This is a genomic window from Streptomyces sp. NPDC021019, assembly GCF_044333295.1.
Classification (GTDB): Bacteria; Actinomycetota; Actinomycetes; order Streptomycetales; family Streptomycetaceae; genus Streptomyces.
Window position 1 is genome coordinate 641,364 of sequence record NZ_JBIRQR010000003.1, and the last position, 19,054, is coordinate 660,417.

21 protein-coding genes and 1 pseudogene are annotated in these 19,054 nt (G+C 72.0%); 14 read left to right on the forward strand and 8 right to left on the reverse strand.

Annotated features, from left to right (window positions below):
- Positions 1 to 35 precede the first annotated feature (35 nt).
- Positions 36 to 478 (forward strand): annotated as a pseudogene (locus ACH4RG_RS20335) (TIGR02452 family protein); the annotation flags it as partial.
- 89 nt (positions 479 to 567) lie between these two features.
- Here ACH4RG_RS20335 and ACH4RG_RS20340 read toward each other — a convergent pair.
- On the reverse strand, positions 568 to 1,035 hold the full coding sequence (locus tag ACH4RG_RS20340) for a type II toxin-antitoxin system PemK/MazF family toxin (protein ID WP_397918117.1): 468 nt from the start codon (positions 1,033 to 1,035) through the stop codon (positions 568 to 570).
- 144 nt (positions 1,036 to 1,179) lie between these two features.
- On the opposite strand from ACH4RG_RS20340, the gene ACH4RG_RS20345 reads away from it, so the two are divergent.
- On the forward strand, positions 1,180 to 2,202 hold the full coding sequence (locus ACH4RG_RS20345) for a LacI family DNA-binding transcriptional regulator (protein ID WP_018955722.1): 1,023 nt from the start codon (positions 1,180 to 1,182) through the stop codon (positions 2,200 to 2,202).
- Between the two features lie 55 nt (positions 2,203 to 2,257).
- Positions 2,258 to 2,530, forward strand: coding sequence for a hypothetical protein (locus ACH4RG_RS20350; protein ID WP_398539925.1), 273 nt, complete (start codon positions 2,258 to 2,260; stop codon positions 2,528 to 2,530).
- Between the two features lie 143 nt (positions 2,531 to 2,673).
- Here ACH4RG_RS20350 and trxA read toward each other — a convergent pair whose 3' ends face one another.
- Complete coding sequence (gene trxA, locus ACH4RG_RS20355; RefSeq protein ID WP_397917767.1) at positions 2,674 to 3,072, reverse strand: thioredoxin; 399 nt, start codon at positions 3,070 to 3,072, stop codon at positions 2,674 to 2,676.
- Between the two features lie 126 nt (positions 3,073 to 3,198).
- On the opposite strand from trxA, the gene ACH4RG_RS20360 reads away from it, so the two are divergent.
- Positions 3,199 to 4,644: a dihydrolipoyl dehydrogenase family protein gene (locus ACH4RG_RS20360; RefSeq protein ID WP_398539926.1), complete on the forward strand. Its 1,446-nt coding sequence runs from the start codon at positions 3,199 to 3,201 to the stop codon at positions 4,642 to 4,644.
- A 194-nt stretch (positions 4,645 to 4,838) separates the two neighbouring features.
- Here the strand turns inward: ACH4RG_RS20360 and ACH4RG_RS20365 are convergent, their stop codons facing one another.
- On the reverse strand, positions 4,839 to 5,024 hold the full coding sequence (locus ACH4RG_RS20365; RefSeq protein WP_397917769.1) for a hypothetical protein: 186 nt from the start codon (positions 5,022 to 5,024) through the stop codon (positions 4,839 to 4,841).
- Between the two features lie 178 nt (positions 5,025 to 5,202).
- Between ACH4RG_RS20365 and ACH4RG_RS20370 the strand changes: the two genes are divergently transcribed.
- Complete coding sequence (locus ACH4RG_RS20370; RefSeq protein ID WP_398539927.1) at positions 5,203 to 5,856, forward strand: type III effector protein; 654 nt, start codon at positions 5,203 to 5,205, stop codon at positions 5,854 to 5,856.
- A gap of 129 nt (positions 5,857 to 5,985) precedes the next feature.
- Positions 5,986 to 7,902 carry a molecular chaperone HtpG gene (gene htpG / locus ACH4RG_RS20375; RefSeq protein WP_397927266.1) on the forward strand — a complete coding sequence of 639 codons (1,917 nt, stop codon included), beginning with the start codon at positions 5,986 to 5,988 and terminating at the stop codon, positions 7,900 to 7,902.
- Between the two features lie 91 nt (positions 7,903 to 7,993).
- On the opposite strand, the gene ACH4RG_RS20380 is transcribed toward htpG, so the two are convergent.
- The gene (locus ACH4RG_RS20380; RefSeq protein WP_398539928.1) at positions 7,994 to 8,848 is read right to left on the reverse strand and encodes a CHAT domain-containing protein; all 855 of its coding nucleotides are present in this window, start codon (positions 8,846 to 8,848) and stop codon (positions 7,994 to 7,996) included.
- A 318-nt stretch (positions 8,849 to 9,166) separates the two neighbouring features.
- Between ACH4RG_RS20380 and ACH4RG_RS20385 the strand changes: the two genes are divergently transcribed.
- From ACH4RG_RS20385 to ACH4RG_RS20395, 3 genes are read left to right on the forward strand one after another with little or no spacing between them, the layout of a single operon-like run.
- Complete coding sequence (locus ACH4RG_RS20385) at positions 9,167 to 10,531, forward strand: rhodanese-like domain-containing protein (RefSeq protein ID WP_397917772.1); 1,365 nt, start codon at positions 9,167 to 9,169, stop codon at positions 10,529 to 10,531.
- 4 nt (positions 10,532 to 10,535) lie between these two features.
- Positions 10,536 to 10,910 carry a rhodanese-like domain-containing protein gene (locus ACH4RG_RS20390; RefSeq protein WP_397917773.1) on the forward strand — a complete coding sequence of 125 codons (375 nt, stop codon included), beginning with the start codon at positions 10,536 to 10,538 and terminating at the stop codon, positions 10,908 to 10,910.
- Positions 10,907 to 11,650, forward strand: a complete 744-nt coding sequence (locus ACH4RG_RS20395; protein WP_397927268.1) for a sulfite exporter TauE/SafE family protein — start codon at positions 10,907 to 10,909, stop codon at positions 11,648 to 11,650. The genes ACH4RG_RS20390 and ACH4RG_RS20395 overlap by 4 nt, the downstream gene beginning before the upstream one ends.
- A 20-nt stretch (positions 11,651 to 11,670) precedes the next feature.
- Here ACH4RG_RS20395 and ACH4RG_RS20400 read toward each other — a convergent pair whose 3' ends face one another.
- A complete protein-coding gene (locus ACH4RG_RS20400; protein WP_398540031.1) occupies positions 11,671 to 11,958 on the reverse strand; it encodes a metal-sensitive transcriptional regulator in 288 nt (95 codons plus the stop codon).
- Positions 11,959 to 12,039: 81 nt separating this feature from the next.
- On the opposite strand from ACH4RG_RS20400, the gene ACH4RG_RS20405 reads away from it, so the two are divergent.
- From ACH4RG_RS20405 to ACH4RG_RS20415, 3 genes are all read left to right on the forward strand, one after another.
- A complete protein-coding gene (locus ACH4RG_RS20405; protein WP_397917775.1) occupies positions 12,040 to 12,615 on the forward strand; it encodes a rhodanese-like domain-containing protein in 576 nt (191 codons plus the stop codon).
- A 350-nt stretch (positions 12,616 to 12,965) separates the two neighbouring features.
- Complete coding sequence (locus tag ACH4RG_RS20410; RefSeq protein ID WP_398539929.1) at positions 12,966 to 14,240, forward strand: APC family permease; 1,275 nt, start codon at positions 12,966 to 12,968, stop codon at positions 14,238 to 14,240.
- A gap of 80 nt (positions 14,241 to 14,320) precedes the next feature.
- Complete coding sequence (locus tag ACH4RG_RS20415; protein WP_397917777.1) at positions 14,321 to 14,836, forward strand: DUF4396 domain-containing protein; 516 nt, start codon at positions 14,321 to 14,323, stop codon at positions 14,834 to 14,836.
- 121 nt (positions 14,837 to 14,957) lie between these two features.
- Here ACH4RG_RS20415 and ACH4RG_RS20420 read toward each other — a convergent pair whose 3' ends face one another.
- Positions 14,958 to 16,352: an NAD(P)-binding domain-containing protein gene (locus ACH4RG_RS20420; protein WP_398539930.1), complete on the reverse strand. Its 1,395-nt coding sequence runs from the start codon at positions 16,350 to 16,352 to the stop codon at positions 14,958 to 14,960.
- A gap of 243 nt (positions 16,353 to 16,595) precedes the next feature.
- Here ACH4RG_RS20420 and ACH4RG_RS20425 point away from each other — a divergent pair, with 243 nt between their 5' ends.
- Both ACH4RG_RS20425 and ACH4RG_RS20430 read left to right on the forward strand, forming a co-directional pair.
- Positions 16,596 to 16,967 carry an ArsR/SmtB family transcription factor gene (locus ACH4RG_RS20425; protein WP_397917779.1) on the forward strand — a complete coding sequence of 124 codons (372 nt, stop codon included), beginning with the start codon at positions 16,596 to 16,598 and terminating at the stop codon, positions 16,965 to 16,967.
- Positions 16,968 to 16,981: 14 nt separating this feature from the next.
- On the forward strand, positions 16,982 to 17,500 hold the full coding sequence (locus ACH4RG_RS20430; protein ID WP_397917780.1) for a GNAT family N-acetyltransferase: 519 nt from the start codon (positions 16,982 to 16,984) through the stop codon (positions 17,498 to 17,500).
- 51 nt (positions 17,501 to 17,551) lie between these two features.
- Here the strand turns inward: ACH4RG_RS20430 and arsB are convergent, their stop codons facing one another.
- Both arsB and ACH4RG_RS20440 read right to left on the reverse strand, forming a co-directional pair.
- Positions 17,552 to 18,670: an ACR3 family arsenite efflux transporter gene (gene arsB / locus ACH4RG_RS20435; RefSeq protein WP_397917781.1), complete on the reverse strand. Its 1,119-nt coding sequence runs from the start codon at positions 18,668 to 18,670 to the stop codon at positions 17,552 to 17,554.
- Entirely contained in the window at positions 18,667 to 18,975 is a 309-nt protein-coding gene (locus ACH4RG_RS20440) for an ArsR/SmtB family transcription factor (protein ID WP_397917782.1), read from the reverse strand. The genes arsB and ACH4RG_RS20440 overlap by 4 nt, the downstream gene beginning before the upstream one ends.
- Between the last annotated feature and the right edge of the window lie 79 nt (positions 18,976 to 19,054).

Sequence of the window (19,054 nt, forward strand, 5' to 3'; positions counted from 1 at the left end):
AGCATGCCCCGTATGCACCAGACGGGGGAGTGCCGGTGAGCGCGCGGCTGCGCGGAATCGCGCGCGGGACGGAAGCGGTCGTCGCGGCCGGGGCATATCGCAACGTTGCAGGTCAGGACGTGTCCATCGCGCGGGCCGTGGCCGCCGCGCCGTCCGGTACCAGGCTTTACGGGCCGGCCCCGGTGCCCGTCGCGGCCCTGGACTCCGACCGCGCCCCGCAGGACGAGGTCACCGGCGAGAACAGCCTCGCCGCGGCCCGCGGAATGACCGGCGAGGCACCCGGCCGGGTCGCCGTCCTCAGCCACGCCTCGGCCCGCAGTCCCGGCGGCGGCTGCCTCAACGGCGCGCAGGCCCAGGAGGAGGCCCTGTGCCGTGGATCGGCCCTCCACCGACTCTCCTGCGCGCCCCCGAGTACTACGCGCACCACCGCGCCGAATGCAGCGCCTTCTCCACTGACCGGGTGATCCACTCGCCCGGACCTTCACCTGACCCGGGGACCGGCGTCCGGACTGTGCCGGGCGGACCTCACCCTCGCCCGCCGCGTCGCCGCCTCCTGCCGCCCGCCGCTCAGCTCCAGCCGTACCGCTCGCGCAGCCGCTCGGCTACCCGGTCGAACCGCTCCCGGTCCAGGGCGCACGCCTCCCGGCGCATCCCGTCCTCGTGGACCCGCAGCACTCGTTCAAGACCCGCCCAGGAAGGCCGCCCCGAGCTGTCCCAGGGGCCCGCGCCCAGCGTCACCCACTCGTGTTCCCGGTCGTGCTGCTTGCTGGAGAGCTGGACGGCGAGGAGCGTGCCCGCCTCCTCGCGGGCCACGACGAGCACCGGCCGGTCCTTCCCCCGCCCGTCGTTCTCGTCGAAGGGCACCCAGGTCCAGACGATCTCACCCGGGTCGGGATCGCCGTCGCGATCGGGGGCGTAGGAGGTACGCACGGAGCCCACGTCATCGGCGTCGGCCTCTGTCGTGGCGGTCGGCCCGCTGCTTCCGGGCACGTCAAAGGGGTTGTCGGAACGGTACGCGCTGTCGTGGAACGTCATCGCAACACCGTAGAACCTTCCCGCCCGATCCCGGGAGCGGGGCGTCGGGCCGAGGCCGCGGGGCGGCGTTCCGGCCACCGGGACCGGAGCTGCGGGCCCCGGACCGAAGCCCGCTCCCAAGAGTCTGGAAGACTGCCCGACGCCATGAGCCAGTTACCCAAGCAGCCCGCCGAAGTCTCCGTTCCGACCAGCGCTGATGTCGCGCGCCTCGCCGGAGTGTCCCGGGCCACCGTGTCATACGTACTGAACAACAACGCCACCGTCCGGATCAGCGAACCCACCCGACGCCGGGTCAGGGAGGCAGCCCTCCAGCTCGGTTACGTCCCGCACGCGGCTGCCCGCAGTCTGCGCGCCGGACACAGCCGTATGGTCCTGCTGCCCTCCGGTCACATACCGGCGGGACCGCTGCACCAGTACTTCTTCGAGGAACTCCAGTCCGGGCTGCGCCGCCTGGACTACACCGTCGTCCAGTACGGCAGCGTCGGTCTCACCGCCGACGAGGCGGCCACGGCCTGGGCCGAACTGCGGCCCGTCGCCGTCGTCGTACCGCCGGGCATCGCCCTCACCCCCCACGGCACGGGCATCCTGACCCGCTCCGGCGCCAAGGCGGTGATCACCCTGGGCCCCGGCCCGGTGGCCGGAGCGCACGGCCTGGTCATGGACCAACGCCAGGTCGGCGCCAGCGCGGTGGAACACCTGCTGGCCCGCGGCCGTCGCCACATCGGCGTGGTCATGCCCCAGGAACCGGGCCGGGTGCCCTTCTCCGAACCCCGCCTCATCGGAGCACGTCGCGTCGCCGAACCGGCGGGGGCCCGCGTGTGCCCCCTCCCGCTGCGGTACGAGGAGGAGTCCGCCCACCAGCTGGCCGCCCGCTGGCCGGAACTGGGGCTGGACGCGGTGTTCGCGTACAACGACGAGTACGCCATGCTGCTGATGCGGGCCCTCCAGGACGCCGGGGTGACCGTGCCCGCCGACACGGCGGTGATCGGCGCCGACGACTCCCTCATCGGCCGGCTGCTGCGTCCCCGGCTGAGCACGGTCCGGATGGAGCTCGCCATGCCGCAGCCGCTGGCCGAGACGATCGACCGCATGGTCCAGCACCCGGGCGGACCACCGGTCCATCAGGACCTGCTCCGCACCAGCGCCGTGCACCGGGAATCCAGCTGACCGCCTCCGGCGCGACGACATGCGCGACACACGGCGGATGTCTAGCGTCGGAGGCATGAGCCACCCGCAGAGTTACGAACTCCTCCTGATCCCCGACCACAGCAGGACGCGGACCGGAGCCCCCGGCCGGCCGATCCGGTCCGCGGTCGTCGCCGCCACCGGCGAGACGGGGGCCTCGGGCTACCCCCGGTACGCGGGCGAGGGCATGGAAGCGGACGTCGACCCGGAGACCCGGACGGTGGAGGCCGTGCTCATCGACGGCGAGGAACTGGGCTTCGGCATGTCGGTCCGCGTCGCCGGGGCCGAGGGGGAGCGACCCGCGTCCTGAAAGCGAGAGAGCGAGGGAAGAGGCAGGGCCGGGGAAACCCTGGCTCGACGCCCCCGGGCACGACAGCGGGGCCCCGACCGCGTACACCGTCTCCACGGTGTCGGTCAGGGCCCCGGGTCCGTGCCGGGCGCAGTGAGGCCGGACTACGGCGCCTCCGGCTGCCCCTGGCCCGCCTCGGCCGCCCGCTTCTGCTCCTCGACGGACTTGCGGACCTCCTCCATGTCCAGCTTCCGGGCCTGCCCGATGACGTCCTCCAGGGCCGCCTCGGGCAGCGCACCGGGCTGCGAGAAGACCGCGACGTTGTCACGGACGATCATCAGCGTCGGAATGGAACGGATCTCGAAGGCCGCCGCCAGTTCCTGCTGCGCCTCGGTGTCCACCTTGGCGAAGACGAGGTCGGGGTGGCGCTCGGAGGCCGAGTCGTAGACCGGCGCGAACTGCCGGCAGGGGCCGCACCAGGAAGCCCAGAAGTCGATCAGAACGAAATCGTTGTCGCTGACGACCTGATCGAAGTTTTCCTTGGTGAGCTCGACGGTGCTCATACGGGGGATACCTCTTCCTCTGCCGGTGGGGTCCTCACGGGTCCTGTCCGGCACAACGGTGACTGCACGTGCGCTATTCCGCCTGCCCATGTGGCCGGGGCGCACACCCACGAGGACACTGTTCCCATGACTGACGCAGGGAAGAACTCCGAGCGCTCCGAGTACGACGTAGTGGTCATCGGCGCGGGGCCGGTGGGGGAGAACGTGGCGGACCGGGCCCGCGCCGCCGGGCTCTCCGCAGCGGTGGTGGAGTCCGAGCTCGTCGGCGGCGAGTGCTCCTACTGGGCGTGCATGCCGAGCAAGGCGCTCCTGCGCCCCGTCGTCGCCCGCGCGGACGCCCGCCGGGTGCCGGGACTGAGCGCCGCGGTGCGGGGCCCTCTGGACGTGGAGGCCGTACTCGCCCACCGGGACGCGGAAGCGAGCCATTGGCAGGACGACGGCCAGGTCGCCTGGCTGGAGAGCGTCGGAGCGGACGTATACCGGGGTACGGGCCGGCTCACCGGCCCCCGCGCGGTCACCGTGACCGCCCCCGACGGCACGGAGCACCGGCTCACCGCGCGGCACGCCGTCGCCGTCTGCACCGGCTCCCGGGCCGTGGTCCCCTCCCTTCCCGGCATCGAGGAGGCCCGCCCCTGGACCAGCCGCGAAGCCACCAGCGCCAAGGGGGCTCCCGGTCGGCTCGTGATCGTCGGCGGGGGCGTCGTGGGCGTGGAGATGGCGACCGTCTGGCAGGCGCTGGGCTCCGAGGTGACGTTGCTGATCCGGGGCGGCGGCCTGCTCCCGAAGATGGAGCCCTTCGCGGGCGAGCTGATCGCCGACGCGCTGGCGGAGGCCGGGGCCCGGATCCGTACGGGCGTCTCGGTCACCGCCGTCCACCGCCCCGCACCGGACGGCCCGGTCACCGTCGACCTGGACGACGGCGACCGTATCGAGGCCGACGAGATCCTCTTCGCCACCGGCAGGGCCCCGCGCACGGACGACTTGGGCCTGGAGGCGATCGGCCTCGAACCCGGCTCCTGGCTCACCGTGGACGACAGCTGCCGCGTCGACGGAACGGACTGGCTGTACGCGGTCGGGGACGTCAACCACCGCGCCCTACTGACCCACCAGGGCAAATACCAGGCCCGCGTCGCGGGCGCGGCGATCGCCGCCCGCGCCGGGAACAACCCCCTGGAGACCACCCCCTGGGGCACCCACGCGGCCACCGCCGACCACACGGCCGTGCCCCAGGTCGTCTTCACCGACCCGGAGGCCGCGTCCGTCGGCCTCACCCTCGTCGAGGCCGAACGCGCGGGCCACCGCGTACGCGCCGTCGAACACGACCTCGCCTCGGTCGCCGGCTCCGGCCTCTACGCCGACGACTACCGGGGCCGCGCCCGGATGATCGTGGACCTGGACCGCGAGATCCTGCTCGGCGTCACCTTCGTCGGCCCGGGCACCGGCGAACTCCTGCACTCGGCGACGATCGCCGTCGCGGGGGAGGTCCCCATCGCCCGCCTGTGGCACGCGGTCCCGGCGTATCCGACGATCAGCGAGGTGTGGCTGCGGCTGCTGGAGGCTTACAGGGGATAGGAACGGCCGCCGACGGCCGATCCTGTTGCGGCGGACGCCTGCGTGCAGCTGACGCAGGGACTTCGCGTCCTCGGTGAAGAGGCGTGAGCCGCAGCCGATGCACCCCAGCATAGGTGGGCCGCGGCAGGTGACCAGTCAGCTTCTGACAACCGAGCCGGGGACCGCGTCGGGCAGGTGCTCGACCTGATCGGCCGTCACTCGCTCGCGTGCCAGCAGGTCACCGCCGTGCGCGGCGACCTGGCGCAGGGCGTGAAGGGCATGCGGCTCGGCCGGCAGGTCCGCCGGCGGTCCGGAGGGACCTGGTCGGCGGCGGTCAGCAGGGACTCGGCGGCGAGCCGGTGGACGTGGGCGTCGGCCGAGCGCGCGAGGGCGGGCGTCACGGTCGCGTTCCTGCGGGCGAGCGGGGGCGCGGCGTGCTGCCGCAGGGCTGCGCCGCCGCGGCCTGAGGCAGGTTCGAGCTGTCGCTGCCGACGAGCCGCACTGATCCCGTTGTCTTTTGTCGTCCAATGGACGACAATTCTGATGTCGTCGGCCCGCTGACAAGACGAGGGAGGTGCCGTGAACGCAGCAGACCAGCCGTCCACGGACAGTACCGGCGCCCACAGTCCGGCGTCCTTCATCGCCGCCGCGGCGGCCCTGGCCGCCATGGACGACGCTCTGCGCGTCGCGCAGAGCGAGTCCCCCGACGCCGTCGGTCCTGGCCCCGAGCAGGCGCTGGCCTCCCTGATGCTGCTGCGGCAGGTGCGCGAGCATCTCGCCGGCTGGGAGACCGGCCTGATCGAAACCGCCCGCGGCGCGGGCGCCAGCTGGGCCGATCTCGCCCGCCCTCTCGGTGTCGCCAGCCGCCAGGCCGCCGAACGCCGCTACCTGCGCGGCCGCCCCGGCGCCGCCGGAACCACCGGCGAGCAGCGCGTGGCGGCCACCCGTCAGGCCAGAGCCGCCGGCCGCGCCACCGCCGACTGGGCCCGCGCCAACGCCGCCGACCTGCGCCGCCTCTCCGGGCAGATCGCCGCGCTCGCCCACCTCGCGCCCGACGCGCGCGCGGCCCAGGACGCCCTGCATGCCGCTCTCGGCGCCGCCGACGCCGCTGAGCTCATCGCCCCTCTGGCCGGCATCCGCCCCTACCTCGATGCCCGCCACCACGCCGGCCTCGTCGAATCCCTGGACGGCCTGGAAGCCCAGGCGCACAGCCACGCGGCCGGCGATGGCTGACTCCCACCACGCAGAGGCACGCCATGCGGGTGCGGCCCGACCCATGCCGAACCACGCCGGTGACGGTCAATGACCCGGCCCGGCCCTGTTCCGATTCCCTTCATGACGTACCCACAGAAAGAGTTCCACATGAGCGGCAGTGTCGAGACGCTGGAATTTCAGGCGGAGACCCGCCAGTTGCTCCGGCTGGTGATTCACTCGATCTACTCGAACAAAGACATCTTCCTGCGCGAGTTGATCTCCAACGCCTCCGACGCCCTGGACAAGCTGAGGCTGGAATCGCTGACCGACTCCAGCCTCGAGATCGAATCGGCCGACCTGCACATCGCACTGGAGGTCGACCCGGAAGCCCGCACCTTGACCGTCCGTGACAACGGGATCGGCATGACCCGCGAGGACCTGGTGGAGCTGATCGGCACGATCGCCAAGTCCGGCACCGCCGGCCTGCTGGAGAAGATCAAGGAGTCCAAGGACGCCGCCACCGCCGAGAATCTGATCGGTCAGTTCGGCGTCGGCTTCTACTCGGCCTTCATGGTCGCCGACAAGGTCACCCTGCGCACCCGGCGGGCCGGCACCGACACCGGCACCCGGTGGGAGTCCGACGGCGAGGGCACCTATGCCATCCAGGCCGTCGACGACCTGCCCGTGGGCACCTCGGTCACCCTGCACCTGAAGCCCGCCGACAGCGAGGACGGACGCGCCGACTACCTCTCCGAGCCGAAGATCCGTCAGATCGTCAAGCAGTACTCGGACTTCATCCGCTGGCCCATCCGGATGGCCACCGGGCGCACCTCCGCTGATGGCGCGACCACCCGCGAGACCGAAACGCTCAACTCGATGAAGGCGCTGTGGGCCCGCCCCCGCAGCGAGGTGACCGAGGACGAGTACAACGAGTTCTACCAGCAGATCAGTCACGACTGGCTGCCCCCGGCCGAGACGATCCACATGCGGGCCGAAGGCACCTTCGAGTACGAGGCGCTGCTGTTCATCCCCTCGCAGGCGCCCTTCGACCTGTTCTCCCGCGATACCAAGCCCGGCGTGCAGCTGTACGTCAAGCGGGTGTTCATCATGGACGACTGCGAAGCGCTCATGCCCAACTACCTGCGCTTCGTCAAGGGTGTCGTCGACGCCCACGACCTGTCGCTGAACGTCTCGCGCGAGATCCTCCAGCACGACCGCCAGATTCACGGCGTGCGCCGACGCCTGGTCAAGAAGGTCCTCGGCGCCCTCAAGGACATGCAGTCCAAGGACACCGAGCGCTACGCGAAGGTGTGGGAGCAGTTCGGCCGGGCCCTGAAGGAAGGCCTGGTCGAGGACACGGACAACACCGATGCCCTGCTTCAGCTGGTGTCGGCGGCCTCCACCCACGACCCCGACAGGACCACCACGCTGCGCGAGTACGTCGAGCGCATGAAGGACGGCCAGGACACCATCTACTACCTGACCGGCGAGAGCCGCGCGATGGTGGAGAACTCCCCGCACATGGAAGCCGTCGCCGCGAACGGCTACGAAGTGCTGATCCTCACCGACCCCGTCGACGAGGTGTGGGTCGACCGGGTTCCGGCCTTCGACGGCCACCCCCTGCAGTCCATCGCCAAGGGCCAGGTCGATCTCGGCGAGTCCACCGACGGCGAGAAGGACGGCGACGCCGCCAGGGCCCAGCGCGAGGAGGACTTCGCCGCCCTGCTGCCCTGGCTGACCACTGCCCTGTCCGAGCAGGTCAAGCAGGTCCGCCTGTCATCACGCCTGACCACCTCGGCCGCCTGCATCGTCGGCGACGCCCACGACGTGACGCCGACCCTGGAGAAGATGTACCGGGCGATGGGCCAGCAGATGCCCACCGTCAAGAGGATCTTGGAACTCAACCCCTCACACCCGCTGGTCACCGCCCTGCGCACGGCACACGACGCAGACTCCGACGACCCCGCGCTCACGGAGGTCGCCGAGCTGATCTACGGCAGCGCACTGCTCGCCGAAGGAGGCGACCTGCCCGATCCGGCCCGCTTCACCCGGCTGCTCGCCGACCGCCTGGCCAGCAGCCTCTAGGCACGGTACGGCCCGGCACAGGCGCGGTCGCCTGTGCCGGCGTCCCGTACGGGGTGCCGGCACAGGCGACCGCGGGAACCACGTCGCGGTGTCACCGCTCCATGGGCCGGGCGTCGGCAGGGATGACCGTTCCCGTCAGCCGATGTGCCCGCGATGGTCGACTCGTACCCCGTGGTGAAGCGGATCGGCCCCTCTGCGCAGGGACAGGGAGAACGGCCCCGTCCAGTGACGGGGCGCCGTAGATCTGCCGACTGAAAGCCGGTGCCACAGCGTCGTCCACGCGCCGGAGCGTGTCGGCCACCTGGGAGAACCCGGATATCTGAAAGGCCGTCAACGAGGGGATCGCCTCGTCGGACAGGCGCGCGCGGTCGTGGTCGTGCGGTACGAGGTGACTGTCCGAAGGGTTGTCCGGGGCGCTGTACCCGTGGCAGGCGACGTGCGCCCGGCCGCTGGACGGCACGGCGTCGAGAACGGCGTCGCGCGTCGCGTCCGCGCCGACCCGCACCGAGGCGCCGGGCACGAGAGCGGTCACATGGTCGGCTTCGGCCTGTGGGCCGGGCAGGTCCGGGGCGTCCGGAGTGTGCTGCATCGCGGCCACCAGCAGCCGGAGCCTGTTCCGGTCGTCCCGGCTGCCCGCGCACCGATCAGCCGCGGCCGCCCCAGGAATCCGCCCCAGCCGCCGCCGGTGGACCGGACCAGCCTGACCGGGGCCGGCCCCGCCACTACGGCGCACAGGGCATACAGGGCGTACAGCGCGAGCGAAGCGACGATCGCCCGCAGCGCCCCCGCTCGCCCGGATCGCTTTCACGGGGCATCCCACCGGGCATCCGCCTGCGGCGGCGATCCCGGACGAACCGGTAGGTGACCCAGGGCAACACCAGAAGGGCGAGCAGGGCGAACTGCGGGACGGTCGCGGGCTCCTGCACGTCACCACCCCCTGTCCCACCCACTTCCCTCCATCGCGCTACCGCTCGGGTGTTCCGCGGTCGGCGGAGCACCTCTTCCCGCGACTCTCGGCGTCGCCCGCCTCCTGGCCGGCCTCGACACCCGCATCCGACCAGCAGTGACCACGGGCTCCTCGGATCCGCGCGAAGGGTGTAGGCGCACGCTGACAGGGGCGCTCCCTGACCTGACCTGACCGGGTCTCGGCGAACGCGGCCCGTCCGTGGGGACCGCCACCCCACGAAATATACCCCCGGGGGTAAGAGTGTTACGGTGAAACCACATACCCCGGGGGGTAATTTTTCGTCGGAAGGGGACTCTCGTGTTCTTCGTTGAAGCCATCGAGCTGGAGGGGTTGGGCAACCGCAGCTACCTGGCCGGTGGACGGCAGGCGGCGGTCGCCGTGGATCCGCCACGTGACATCGACCGGGTGCTGGCCGCCGCGGCCCGGCGTGATGTGGCGATCACCCATGTGGTCGAGACGCATCTCCACAACGACTACGTGACCGGCGGCCTCGAGCTGGCCCGTATCACCGGAGCCGCCTACCACGTTCCGGCCGGCGCACACGTCTCGTTCGCCCGGACCGCCGTGTCCGACGGCGACACCGTCGTCATCGACGCGGAACTGATCCTGGGCGCGGTGGCGACGCCCGGGCACACGCCGCACCACATGTCGTACGTGCTGAGCGAGGCGGGCAGGCCTGTCGCCGCGTTCACGGGCGGTTCTCTCCTCATCGGTACGGTGGGGCGGCCCGATCTCGTCGAGCCGCGGCTCACCGATCAGCTGGCCCGTGCCCAGCACGCCTCCGCCCGTCGGCTCGCGGACGCGCTGCCCGACGGGACCGAGGTGCTGCCGACGCATGGGTTCGGAAGCTTCTGCTCGTCCGCCCGGGCCCAGGGGGAGGCCACCACGATCGGAAGGGAGAAGGCGGTCAATCCGGCTCTCACCGTGGATGTGGACACCTTTGTCGCCGAGCTCCTGGCGGGGCTGGAGGACGTGCCCGCGTACTACGCGCACATGAGTCCCGCCAACGCGGCCGGGCCCGCACCCGTGGACCTGACCGTGCCGGCCGTGGCCGACCCCCACGACATAACGGCGCGGCTCGCGGCGGGGGAGTGGGTGGTGGATCTCCGCAACCGCGTCGCTTTCGCCGAAGGGCACGTCGCGGGGTCGTTCAACTTCGAGGCGGACGGCAAACTCGCCACGTACCTCGCCTGGTTGATCCCCTGGGGCAAGCCGGTGACCCTGCTCGCCGAGTCGGCCGAGCAGCTTGCCGCGGCCCAGCGGGAGCTGGTCCGCGTCGGCATCGACCGCCCGGCGGCCGCCGCGACCGGCGGTCCCGTCGACTGGCTTCGCGCGGGCGAGAGCGCCGCGTCCTTCCCCCGTGCCACGTTCGCCGACCTGGCCGGCCGGGGAAGGGGCCGGATCGTCGTCCTGGACGTACGCCGCTCGTCCGAACGGGCGGAGGGCTGGATCGAGGGCTCGGTGCACATCCCGGTCCACCAGATCCACCGCCGTATCGACGACGTGCCCGACGGCACGGTCTGGGTGCACTGTGCGGGAGGTATGCGTGCGGGCATCGCCGCGTCGATGCTGGACGCGGCGGGGCGGGACGTGGTCGCCGTGGACGACGGTTTCGACGCCGCGGCAGCGGCCGGGCTGACCGTCGTCACCGAAGAAGGGTGACGACATGTTCCTCTTCCGATTCCGAGGACGTGGAGAACGCCTGGCCGTCGGCGAGGCGCGCACCCGCACCGGCGGGGAGCGGCCCGCAGCGGTTCTGCTGGACGTGCGGGAGAAGTCCGAGTGGCGAACCGGCCACGCCCCCGGCGCGGTGCACGCGCCGCTGACCGCCCTGGCCGCGGGCGCGCCGCTCCCGGCCGCGGCCGCGCGGGAGAGGCCGCTCGTGGTGATCTGCCGCAGCGGGCAGCGCTCTCGGCGGGCCGTGAGGCTTCTCGCCGAGCGGGGAGCGGACGCGGTGGACGTCAAGGGCGGCATGATCGCGTGGGCCGCCGCAGGGTTGCCGGTGATCGACGAGCGCGGTGACGGCGGCTCGATAGCGTGACCACTTTGGTTCTCGCCCTCGTCGCCGGGACGGTGATCGGGCTGGCGCTCGGTGCGCTCGGCGGCGGTGGCGGTGTTCTGGCGGTTCCGGCACTGATCTACCTGCTCGGTCTCTCGGCGGCCTCGGCCACCACGGCCAGTCTGATCATCGTCACCGCCACATCGGCCACCGCTCTCTACGCCCACGCCAGGGACGGCCATGTCGCCTGGAAGGCCGGGGTGTCGATGGCGGCCGCGGGAGTCCTTCCGGCGTTCCTCGCCGGAGCCGTCGCCGACCACCTGCCCGAAGCGGCTCTCACGGCAGCGTTCGCGGCGATCGCCGCCCTGGCCGCGCTGCGGATGCTGCGGCCCTCCGCGGCCGAGCCGACGGAGGGGGCGCGGGCTGCGAAGGCGGCCGGAACCGGCGCCGCTCTCGGCGCCGTGACGGGACTCCTCGGGGTGGGGGGCGGGTTCCTCGCCGTGCCCGCCCTCGTCGGAGTCCTCGGCCTGCGGATGAAGCAGGCCGTGGGCACCAGCCTCCTGGTCATCACCGTCAATTCCCTCGCCGCGCTCGTGGCCCGGTCGGGAACCGGCGACGCCTTTCGATGGGAGGTCATCGCCCCGTTCGCCGGAGCGGCGATCCTCGGAGCCTGGGACGGCAAACGGCTGGCGGCGAAGGTCTCCGGCACCACTCTGCGGAGAGTCTTCGCCTCCACTCTGCTCGCGGTGGCGGCCTTCATGATCATCGACGTGGTCGTCTGAGCACGAGGGCCGCCCCCACGTCAGGCGAGCGAGAGGAAGAGCTTCTCCAGCCGGGCGCGCATCTCGTCCTGGGACTCGGCAGAACGCCGGCCCTCCTCCGCCTCGGTCAGGCACTGCTGGAGTCCGGTGGCGATAATCGCGAAGCCGGCCCGGTCCAGCGCCCGCGACGCCGCCGCCAGTTGGGTGACGACGTCCTCGCAGTCCCGCCCCTCCTCGATCATCCGGATCACCCCGGCTATCTGCCCCTGTGCCCGGCGCAGCCGGTTCAGAACCGACTTGAGCTCCGCTCCTGCCAGATCAAGCTCCATCATCACTCCTCATGAATACCCCCAGGGGTAATGTACTCCCCTGGGTGGGGACCCCGCCGAGAGAAAAAGGATGACACCCGCATGACCACGCCCATCGCCCTCGCCACCCACGAGACCCACAGCCGCCTCCACGAGCTGACCGTCATCGACGTCCGCACCCCCGGTGAGTACGCCGGTGGCCACCTGCCCGGTGCCCTGAACATTCCCCTGGACCGGATCCAGCGGGCGCTCGCCGATATCCGGCAGGCCGCTGACCGGGGTGAGGTCCTGATCGTCTGCGCGTCCGGAGCCCGCTCCGAGAACGCCTGCCGGATCCTCGCCGAGAACGGCATCACCACCGCCACGCTCAGTGGTGGTACCAGCGCCTGGGCGGCCGCCGGCCACGACCTGCACCGCCCCCGGGGAACCTCCCGTGCGGTCTGGGGCATGGAGCGGCAGGTCCGCCTCACCGCCGGAACCGTCGTCCTCCTGGGCCTGCTCCTCGGTCTTCTCGTCCACCCCGCGTTCCAGATCCTCTCGGCGGGCATCGCGGCCGGGCTGCTCCTCTCCGCCCTGACCAACACCTGCGGCATGGCCGCGATGCTCGCCAAGTTGCCCCACAACCGCGCCGGCGCAGCCGATCTCGACGCCACTCTCGCGGCGCTGCGCAGGCGCTGACCGGGCACGACAGAAGAGAAGCGCTCAGGATGCGAGGCGGTGACGGGCGGGAGGGCCTGCGCGTCCCCGGGGCCTCGGTCCTCGGGGTGCGGGAGGCCGCGCCCGTAGGCCTTCACCAGCCGTTGCGGCACCCGGTGGACGGAACGGTCGATCGTGACGGGGCCGACTGAGGCGTCACGGCCTTCCACCGGGCGCCACGGCGACGGGTGTTGCCGCGGGACATCTTCCGCTCCGCTCCGGTGCCCCGCGATGCCCGCTGCTGTGACCGCTCCCGCCGCGACACCGGGGTGACACACGGTTCGGGTACGGTGCCCGCTGAGTCGTTCGTGGGGTGACGAGGGGAAGTGCGCGTGCGTTCGGTGGATGTCGCAGGGGGCACGGGCGGATTGCGGCGTCGGCTGGGGGTGTTCGACGCGGTGGTGATCGGCCTGGGATCGATGATCGGTGCCGGGATCTTCGTGGCGCTGGGTCCGGCCGCGGAGGCCGCGGGTTCGGGGCTGCTGCTCGCCCTGGCCGTCGCCGCGGTGGTGGCCTACTGCAACGCGACGTCCTCGGCGCGGCTGGCCGCCCGCTACCCCCGGTCCGGCGGCACCTACGTCTACGGCCGGGAACGACTGGGCGACTTCTGGGGCTACGTGGCCGGCTGGGCCTTCGTCGTGGGCAAGACCGCCTCCTGCGCCGCCATGGCCCTCACGGTCGGCGCCTACTTGTGGCCCGGTCAGGAACACGCGGTGGCGGTGGTCGCCGTGGCGGCGCTGACCGCGGTCAACTACGCCGGGGTGCAGAAGTCCGCGCGGCTCACCCGGATCGTCGTCGCGGTGGTCCTGACGGTGCTCGCCGCCGTGGTCCTCGCCGCCCTGACCTCGTCCGGCGCGGACGCCTCGCGGGTGCGTATCGGCTCGGACGCCGGTGCCGGCGGGGTGATCCAGTCCGCCGGGCTGCTGTTCTTCGCCTTCGCCGGATACGCCCGCATCGCCACGCTCGGCGAGGAGGTGCGGGATCCCGCCCGTACGATTCCGCGCGCCATCCCGATGGCGCTCGGCATCACGCTCGCCGTCTACGCCCTCGTCGCCGGCGCCGCACTTGCGGTGCTGGGCCCGGGGGGAATGGCGGACACGACCGCCCCGTTGGTGGACGCCGTACGCGCCGCGGGAGCCGGCTGGCTCGTGCCGGTCGTCCGTGTGGGGGGCGCCGTCGCGGCCCTCGGCTCCCTGCTCGCGCTGATCCTCGGCGTCTCGCGCACCACCCTGGCCATGGCCCGTGACCGGCACCTGCCGCACGTCCTGGCCGCCGTCCACCCCCGCTTCGGCGTCCCGCATCACGCCGAACTCGCCGTCGGCGCTGTCGTCGCCGTGCTCGCCGCGACCACCGACGTGCGCGGAGCGATCGGGTTCTCCTCCTTCGGCGTGCTGGTCTACTACGCCATCGCCAACGCCTCTGCCTGGACGCTCACCCCCGAAGAGGGGCGGTCGAACCGCCTCGTCCCCGCCGTCGGCCTGACCGGCTGCGCGGTCCTCGCCTGCGCGCTGCCCCCGGGTGCCGTGATCCCCGGTGCCGCGGTCGTCGTCCTCGGCGCCGCGGTCTTCGCCATCCGAAGGGCGGCGGGCGGCCGTTCGCTCCGCTGACCCGCGCGTTATACCCCTGCCAGGTATAACGTGTTGCCGGTGGGGCAGGGGCACACCGCGCGGCACGGGAGGCGACGACCATGGACCACGGCACGCACCACACCGACCACGACCACGGCGGCCGGCAGGCGCCCGCGGGGCATGCCGGACATCGGAAGGACGGCGCGACGTGGGGGACGGCCGCGAAGGCGACGCTGCACTGCCTCACCGGCTGTGCCATCGGTGAGATCCTCGGCATGGTCATCGGCACCGCCCTGCTGTGGGGCAACGTCCAGACGATGGCCCTGGCGATCGCGCTGGCGTTCGTGTTCGGCTACTCGTTCACTCTGTTCGCGGTCCGCAGGGCAGGGCTGGACTTCAGGACCGCGCTGAAGGTGGCGCTGGCCGCCGACACCGTCTCGATCGCGGTGATGGAACTCGTCGACAACGGCATCATCGCCCTGACGCCCGGGGCCATGGACGCCCACCTTTCGGACGCGCTGTTCTGGACGGCCCTGCTGGGCGGCTTCGCCGTGGCGTTCGTGATCACGACGCCGGTCAACAAGTGGATGATCGGCCGCGGTAAGGGACACGCCGTCGTCCACGCCTACCACTGACCGACGCGCACGCCTCCCCGGCACCGCGTCGGTTTCGGGCCGAGTCCGTTTCCTGCTCCTCAGGGGGCGTGGGCCGGCCCGTGCGACAGGTGTGATGTGGCCTGATGGCGCGTCGGGCCGGTCAGGAGGAGCAGCAGCCGCCCGCCGCACCGCCGTCGGCCGGCGCTCCGGCGGCGAGCCGGACCACGGTGGGTTCGGGTGTCGCGCAGCAGCCGCCGGTGTCGGCCTGGGCGGCGGCCGGGTCGTCGAAGAGGCCTGCCCCGCCGCAAACACCCGTTTCGGGGAGGGTGAGTTCGACGCGGTCGGCCGCCTCCAGGTCGCCGGCGAGGGCGGCGGCCACGGAGCGGACCTGCTCGTAGCCGGTCATGGCGAGGAAGGTCGGTGCGCGGCCGTAGGACTTCATGCCGACCAGGTAGATCCCCGGTTCCGGGTGGGACAGCTCGCGGTGCCCGTGCGGGTAGACGGTGCCGCAGGAGTGCTGGTTGGGGTCGATCAGTGGGGCCAGTCCGATGGGGGCCCGCAGTCGATCGTCCAGGCCGAGCCGCAGCTCGTCCAGGAAGCCGAGGTCCGGGCGGAGGCCGGTCAGCACGATCACCTCGTCGACCGCGCCCAGGCGCCGTCCGTCCTCGCCCGCCAGTACGAGGCGGCCGTGGGCGTCGCGCTCGATCGCCTCGGTCCGGAAGCCGGTGACCGCGTCCACGTACCCCTCGTCGACGGCGGCCTTCGCCGCCAGTCCGAGCGCCCCGCGGGCGGGCAGCTGGTCGGCCTCGCCCCCGCCGAAGGTGGAGCCGGAGAGGCCCCGGCGCAGGACCCATACCCCCGTGGTGCCCGTGCCGTCGTCGGACCTCGCGAGGCCGGCGAGGGAGGTGAGGGCGGTGAAGGCGGAAGCCCCGGAGCCGATGACGGCGGTGCGGCGCCCCGCGTAACGGGCGCGGACGGCCGGGTCCTCGAGGTCGGGGACACGGTAGGCGATGCGGTCGGCGGCGGCTTTCTCGCCGAGGGCCGGCAGGCCGTCGGCGCCCGCGGGGGACGGTGTGGACCAGGTGCCGGAGGCGTCGATGACGGCGCGGGCGAAGAGCCGCTCCTCGCGTCCGTCGGCGTGGGCGATGTGCACGACGAACGGCTGCTGGTCGCGGTCGGCGTCCACGATCCGGTCGCGGCCGCTGCGGGAGACGCCGGTGACCCGGGCGCCGAGGCGGATCCGGTCGCCCAGGGCGCCGGCGAGCGGCCGCAGGTACTGCTCGGCCCAGTCCCCGCCGGAGGGGTACGTTTCCGGGGCGGGCCGCGTCCAGCCGGTGCGGGCCAGCAGCTTCTCGGCGGCCGGGTCGACGACCTCGCCCCAGGTGGAGAAGAGGCGCACATGCGCCCAGTCGCGCACCGCGGCTCCGGCGGTGGCGCCCGCTTCCAGGACCAAGGGTTCGATGCCCCGGTCGATCAGGTGGACCGCGGCGGCCAGACCCGTGGGTCCGGCTCCGATCACGACGACGGGCGGTTCGGTGGTGGCGGGTGCGTTCACGGCGGCGACTCCTGTGTGTTTCGACATCTGTCGATGCCTTGTGCGGCCCAGGATGACACTTGTATCGATGGACGTCAACATAGACATGTGTCGAAATAGTCGGCTCGCTCGGTGCTTCGGACTCCCGGTGCGGGCGGCCGGAAGGGGCACTCGGTTCGTCCGCCCGCCTGGCTTGCCCGCGCCCGCCTTGCGCGCGCGGGTGAATCTCTGCCGCCCTGGTTTGACGTATGTCAACATAGGCGTATGTCGAATGCGAAGGTGCTGCCGCTGGTCGAGCCCGTCGGCGGCCGGGGCGTCGTGCCGTGCTGCCCGCCCCTGGCCGAGCGCCCGATGACCGCCGACGAGGCGCAGACGGCCGCGCGGATGTTCAAGGCGCTCGGCGACCCGGTGCGGCTGCGGCTGTTCTCCGCCGTGGCCTCGCACGAGGGCGGCGAGGCGTGCGTGTGCGACATCTCCGACGTCGGGGTCTCCCAGCCCACCGTGTCCCACCACCTGAAGAAGCTGAAGGAGGCCGGGCTGTTGACCTCCGAGCGGCGCGGCACCTGGGTCTACTACCGGGTGGAACCGTCGGTCCTGGCCGGGATGGGCAGGCTGCTGACGCAGCCGTCCGCCTGACCGGGGTGACGGGGATGGGGCGCGCGGTGAGCGGGCCGCCGGCCGTCGTGATCGCGCCGCTGACCGCGGACCACGCCGAGCAGGTGCTGGCGATCTACCGGACGGGCATCGACGAGGGCAACGCCACCTTCGAGACCGGCCCGCCCGACTGGCGGAGCTTCGACGCCGCGAAACTGCCCGGCCATCGCTTCGTCGCTCTCGGCGGGCTCGGCGAGGTCCTGGGCTGGGTCGCGGCCGGCCGGGTCTCGGACCGGTGCGCTTACGTGGGCGTCGTCGAGCACTCCGTCTACGTCGACCCCGCCGCGCGAGGCCGCGGGATCGCCGCCGTTTTGCTGAAGGCTCTGGTCGACTCCACCGAGCAGGCCGGGATCTGGACCCTTCAGGCCGGGATCTTCCCGGAGAACACCGCCAGCCTCGCCGTTCACGAGCGGGCGGGATTCCGGGTCATCGGCATCCGCGAGCGGATCGGGCGCCACCGCGGCGTCTGGCGCGATGTCGTTCTCGTCGAGCGCCGTAGCCCCGCCGTCAGGTGAGGGCCGGGGCGCGCCGTTCCGCGTACGGTGTCGCGGGGCGCCCGCGCCGCGTCACGGTTTCGTCGTCACCGCCTCTGGGGCGAATGTGCGCCGCCAGGCGAGCGCGACGTACACCAGCCCGATCAGCACCGGCACTTCGATGAGCGGGCCGACGACACCGGACAGGGCCTGTCCGGAGGTGACGCCGAAGGTGGCGATGGCCACCGCGATGGCGAGTTCGAAGTTGTTGCCCGCCGCGGTGAACGCGAGCGTGGTGGTGCGGTCGTACGCCAGGCCGAGGCTCTTCCCCAGGAGGAAGGTCCCGAAGAACATGATCGCGAAGTAGACCAGCAGCGGCAGGGCGATCCGTGCGACGTCGAGCGGCTGCGAGGTGATCGTCCTTCCCTGGAGGGCGAAGAGGACGACGATCGTGAACAGTAGTCCGTACAGCGCCCAGGGCCCGATCCTCGGCAGGAACCGCTGCTCGTAGCGCTCGCGGCCCATCCTCTGCTCTCCGAGGCGGCGGGTGAGGAAGCCGGCCAGCAGCGGGACACCGAGGAAGATGACGACGTTCAGGGCGATGTGCCACACGGAGACGTCGAGGCCCTGGCCGTCTCCGAGGTTCATCCAGCGGGGCAGCAGGTCGAGGTAGAGCCAGCCCAGCAGGCCGAACGCGAACACCTGGAACACGGAGTTCAAGGCGACGAGGACGGCTGCGGCCTCCCGGTCGCCGCAGGCGAGGTCGTTCCAGATGATGACCATGGCGATACAGCGGGCGAGGCCCACGATGATCAGGCCGGTGCGGTATTCGGGCAGGTCCGGCAGGAAGGTCCACGCCAGGGCGAACATGACCGCGGGGCCGACGATCCAGTTGACGACCAGGGAGGAGACCAGCAGTTTGCGGTCGCCGGTCACGCGGTCGAGCCGGTCGTAGCGCACCTTGGCCAGCACCGGGTACATCATCACCAGCAGGCCGAGCGCGATCGGCAGGGAGATCCCGCCGATCTCGATCTTCGCGAGGGCGTCGTCCATCCCGGGAACGACACGGCCCAGACCCAGCCCGACGGCCATGGCGAGCAGGATCCACACCGCGAGATAGCGGTCGAGGGTGGAGAGCTTCCCGGCGATCGAGTCGTCGCCGCCCGGGCCGGCGCCCCGGGTCGCGGTGGTGGTGGGCTCGGTGGAGGTCATGGACAGGCCCTCTTGTTCTCACCGGCGGTACGGGCGGACTCGGCCAGTGCGGCGAACTGCTCCGACAGTCCGGCCAGGACCTCGGGCCTGAGCCGGTAGTAGGTGAAGCGGCCGCACGGCTCGGTCTCCACCAGTCCGGCCTCGCGCAGCACCTTCAGATGGTTGGACAGGTTGGTCTGCTTGGCTCCGGTCTCCTCCACCAGGTGTGTCGTGCAGAGCGTCTCGCGGGCGAGCAGGGTCACGATCCGCAGGCGGAGCGGATCGCCCAGCACCCGGATCACATCAGGATCGACTGAAGTCAGCATGCGCTGATATTCTCACATCACTGCTCGCTGATACCAGCGGGTGTTGAAGTCATCGAAGTCATCGGCGGCCCGGTTCCGC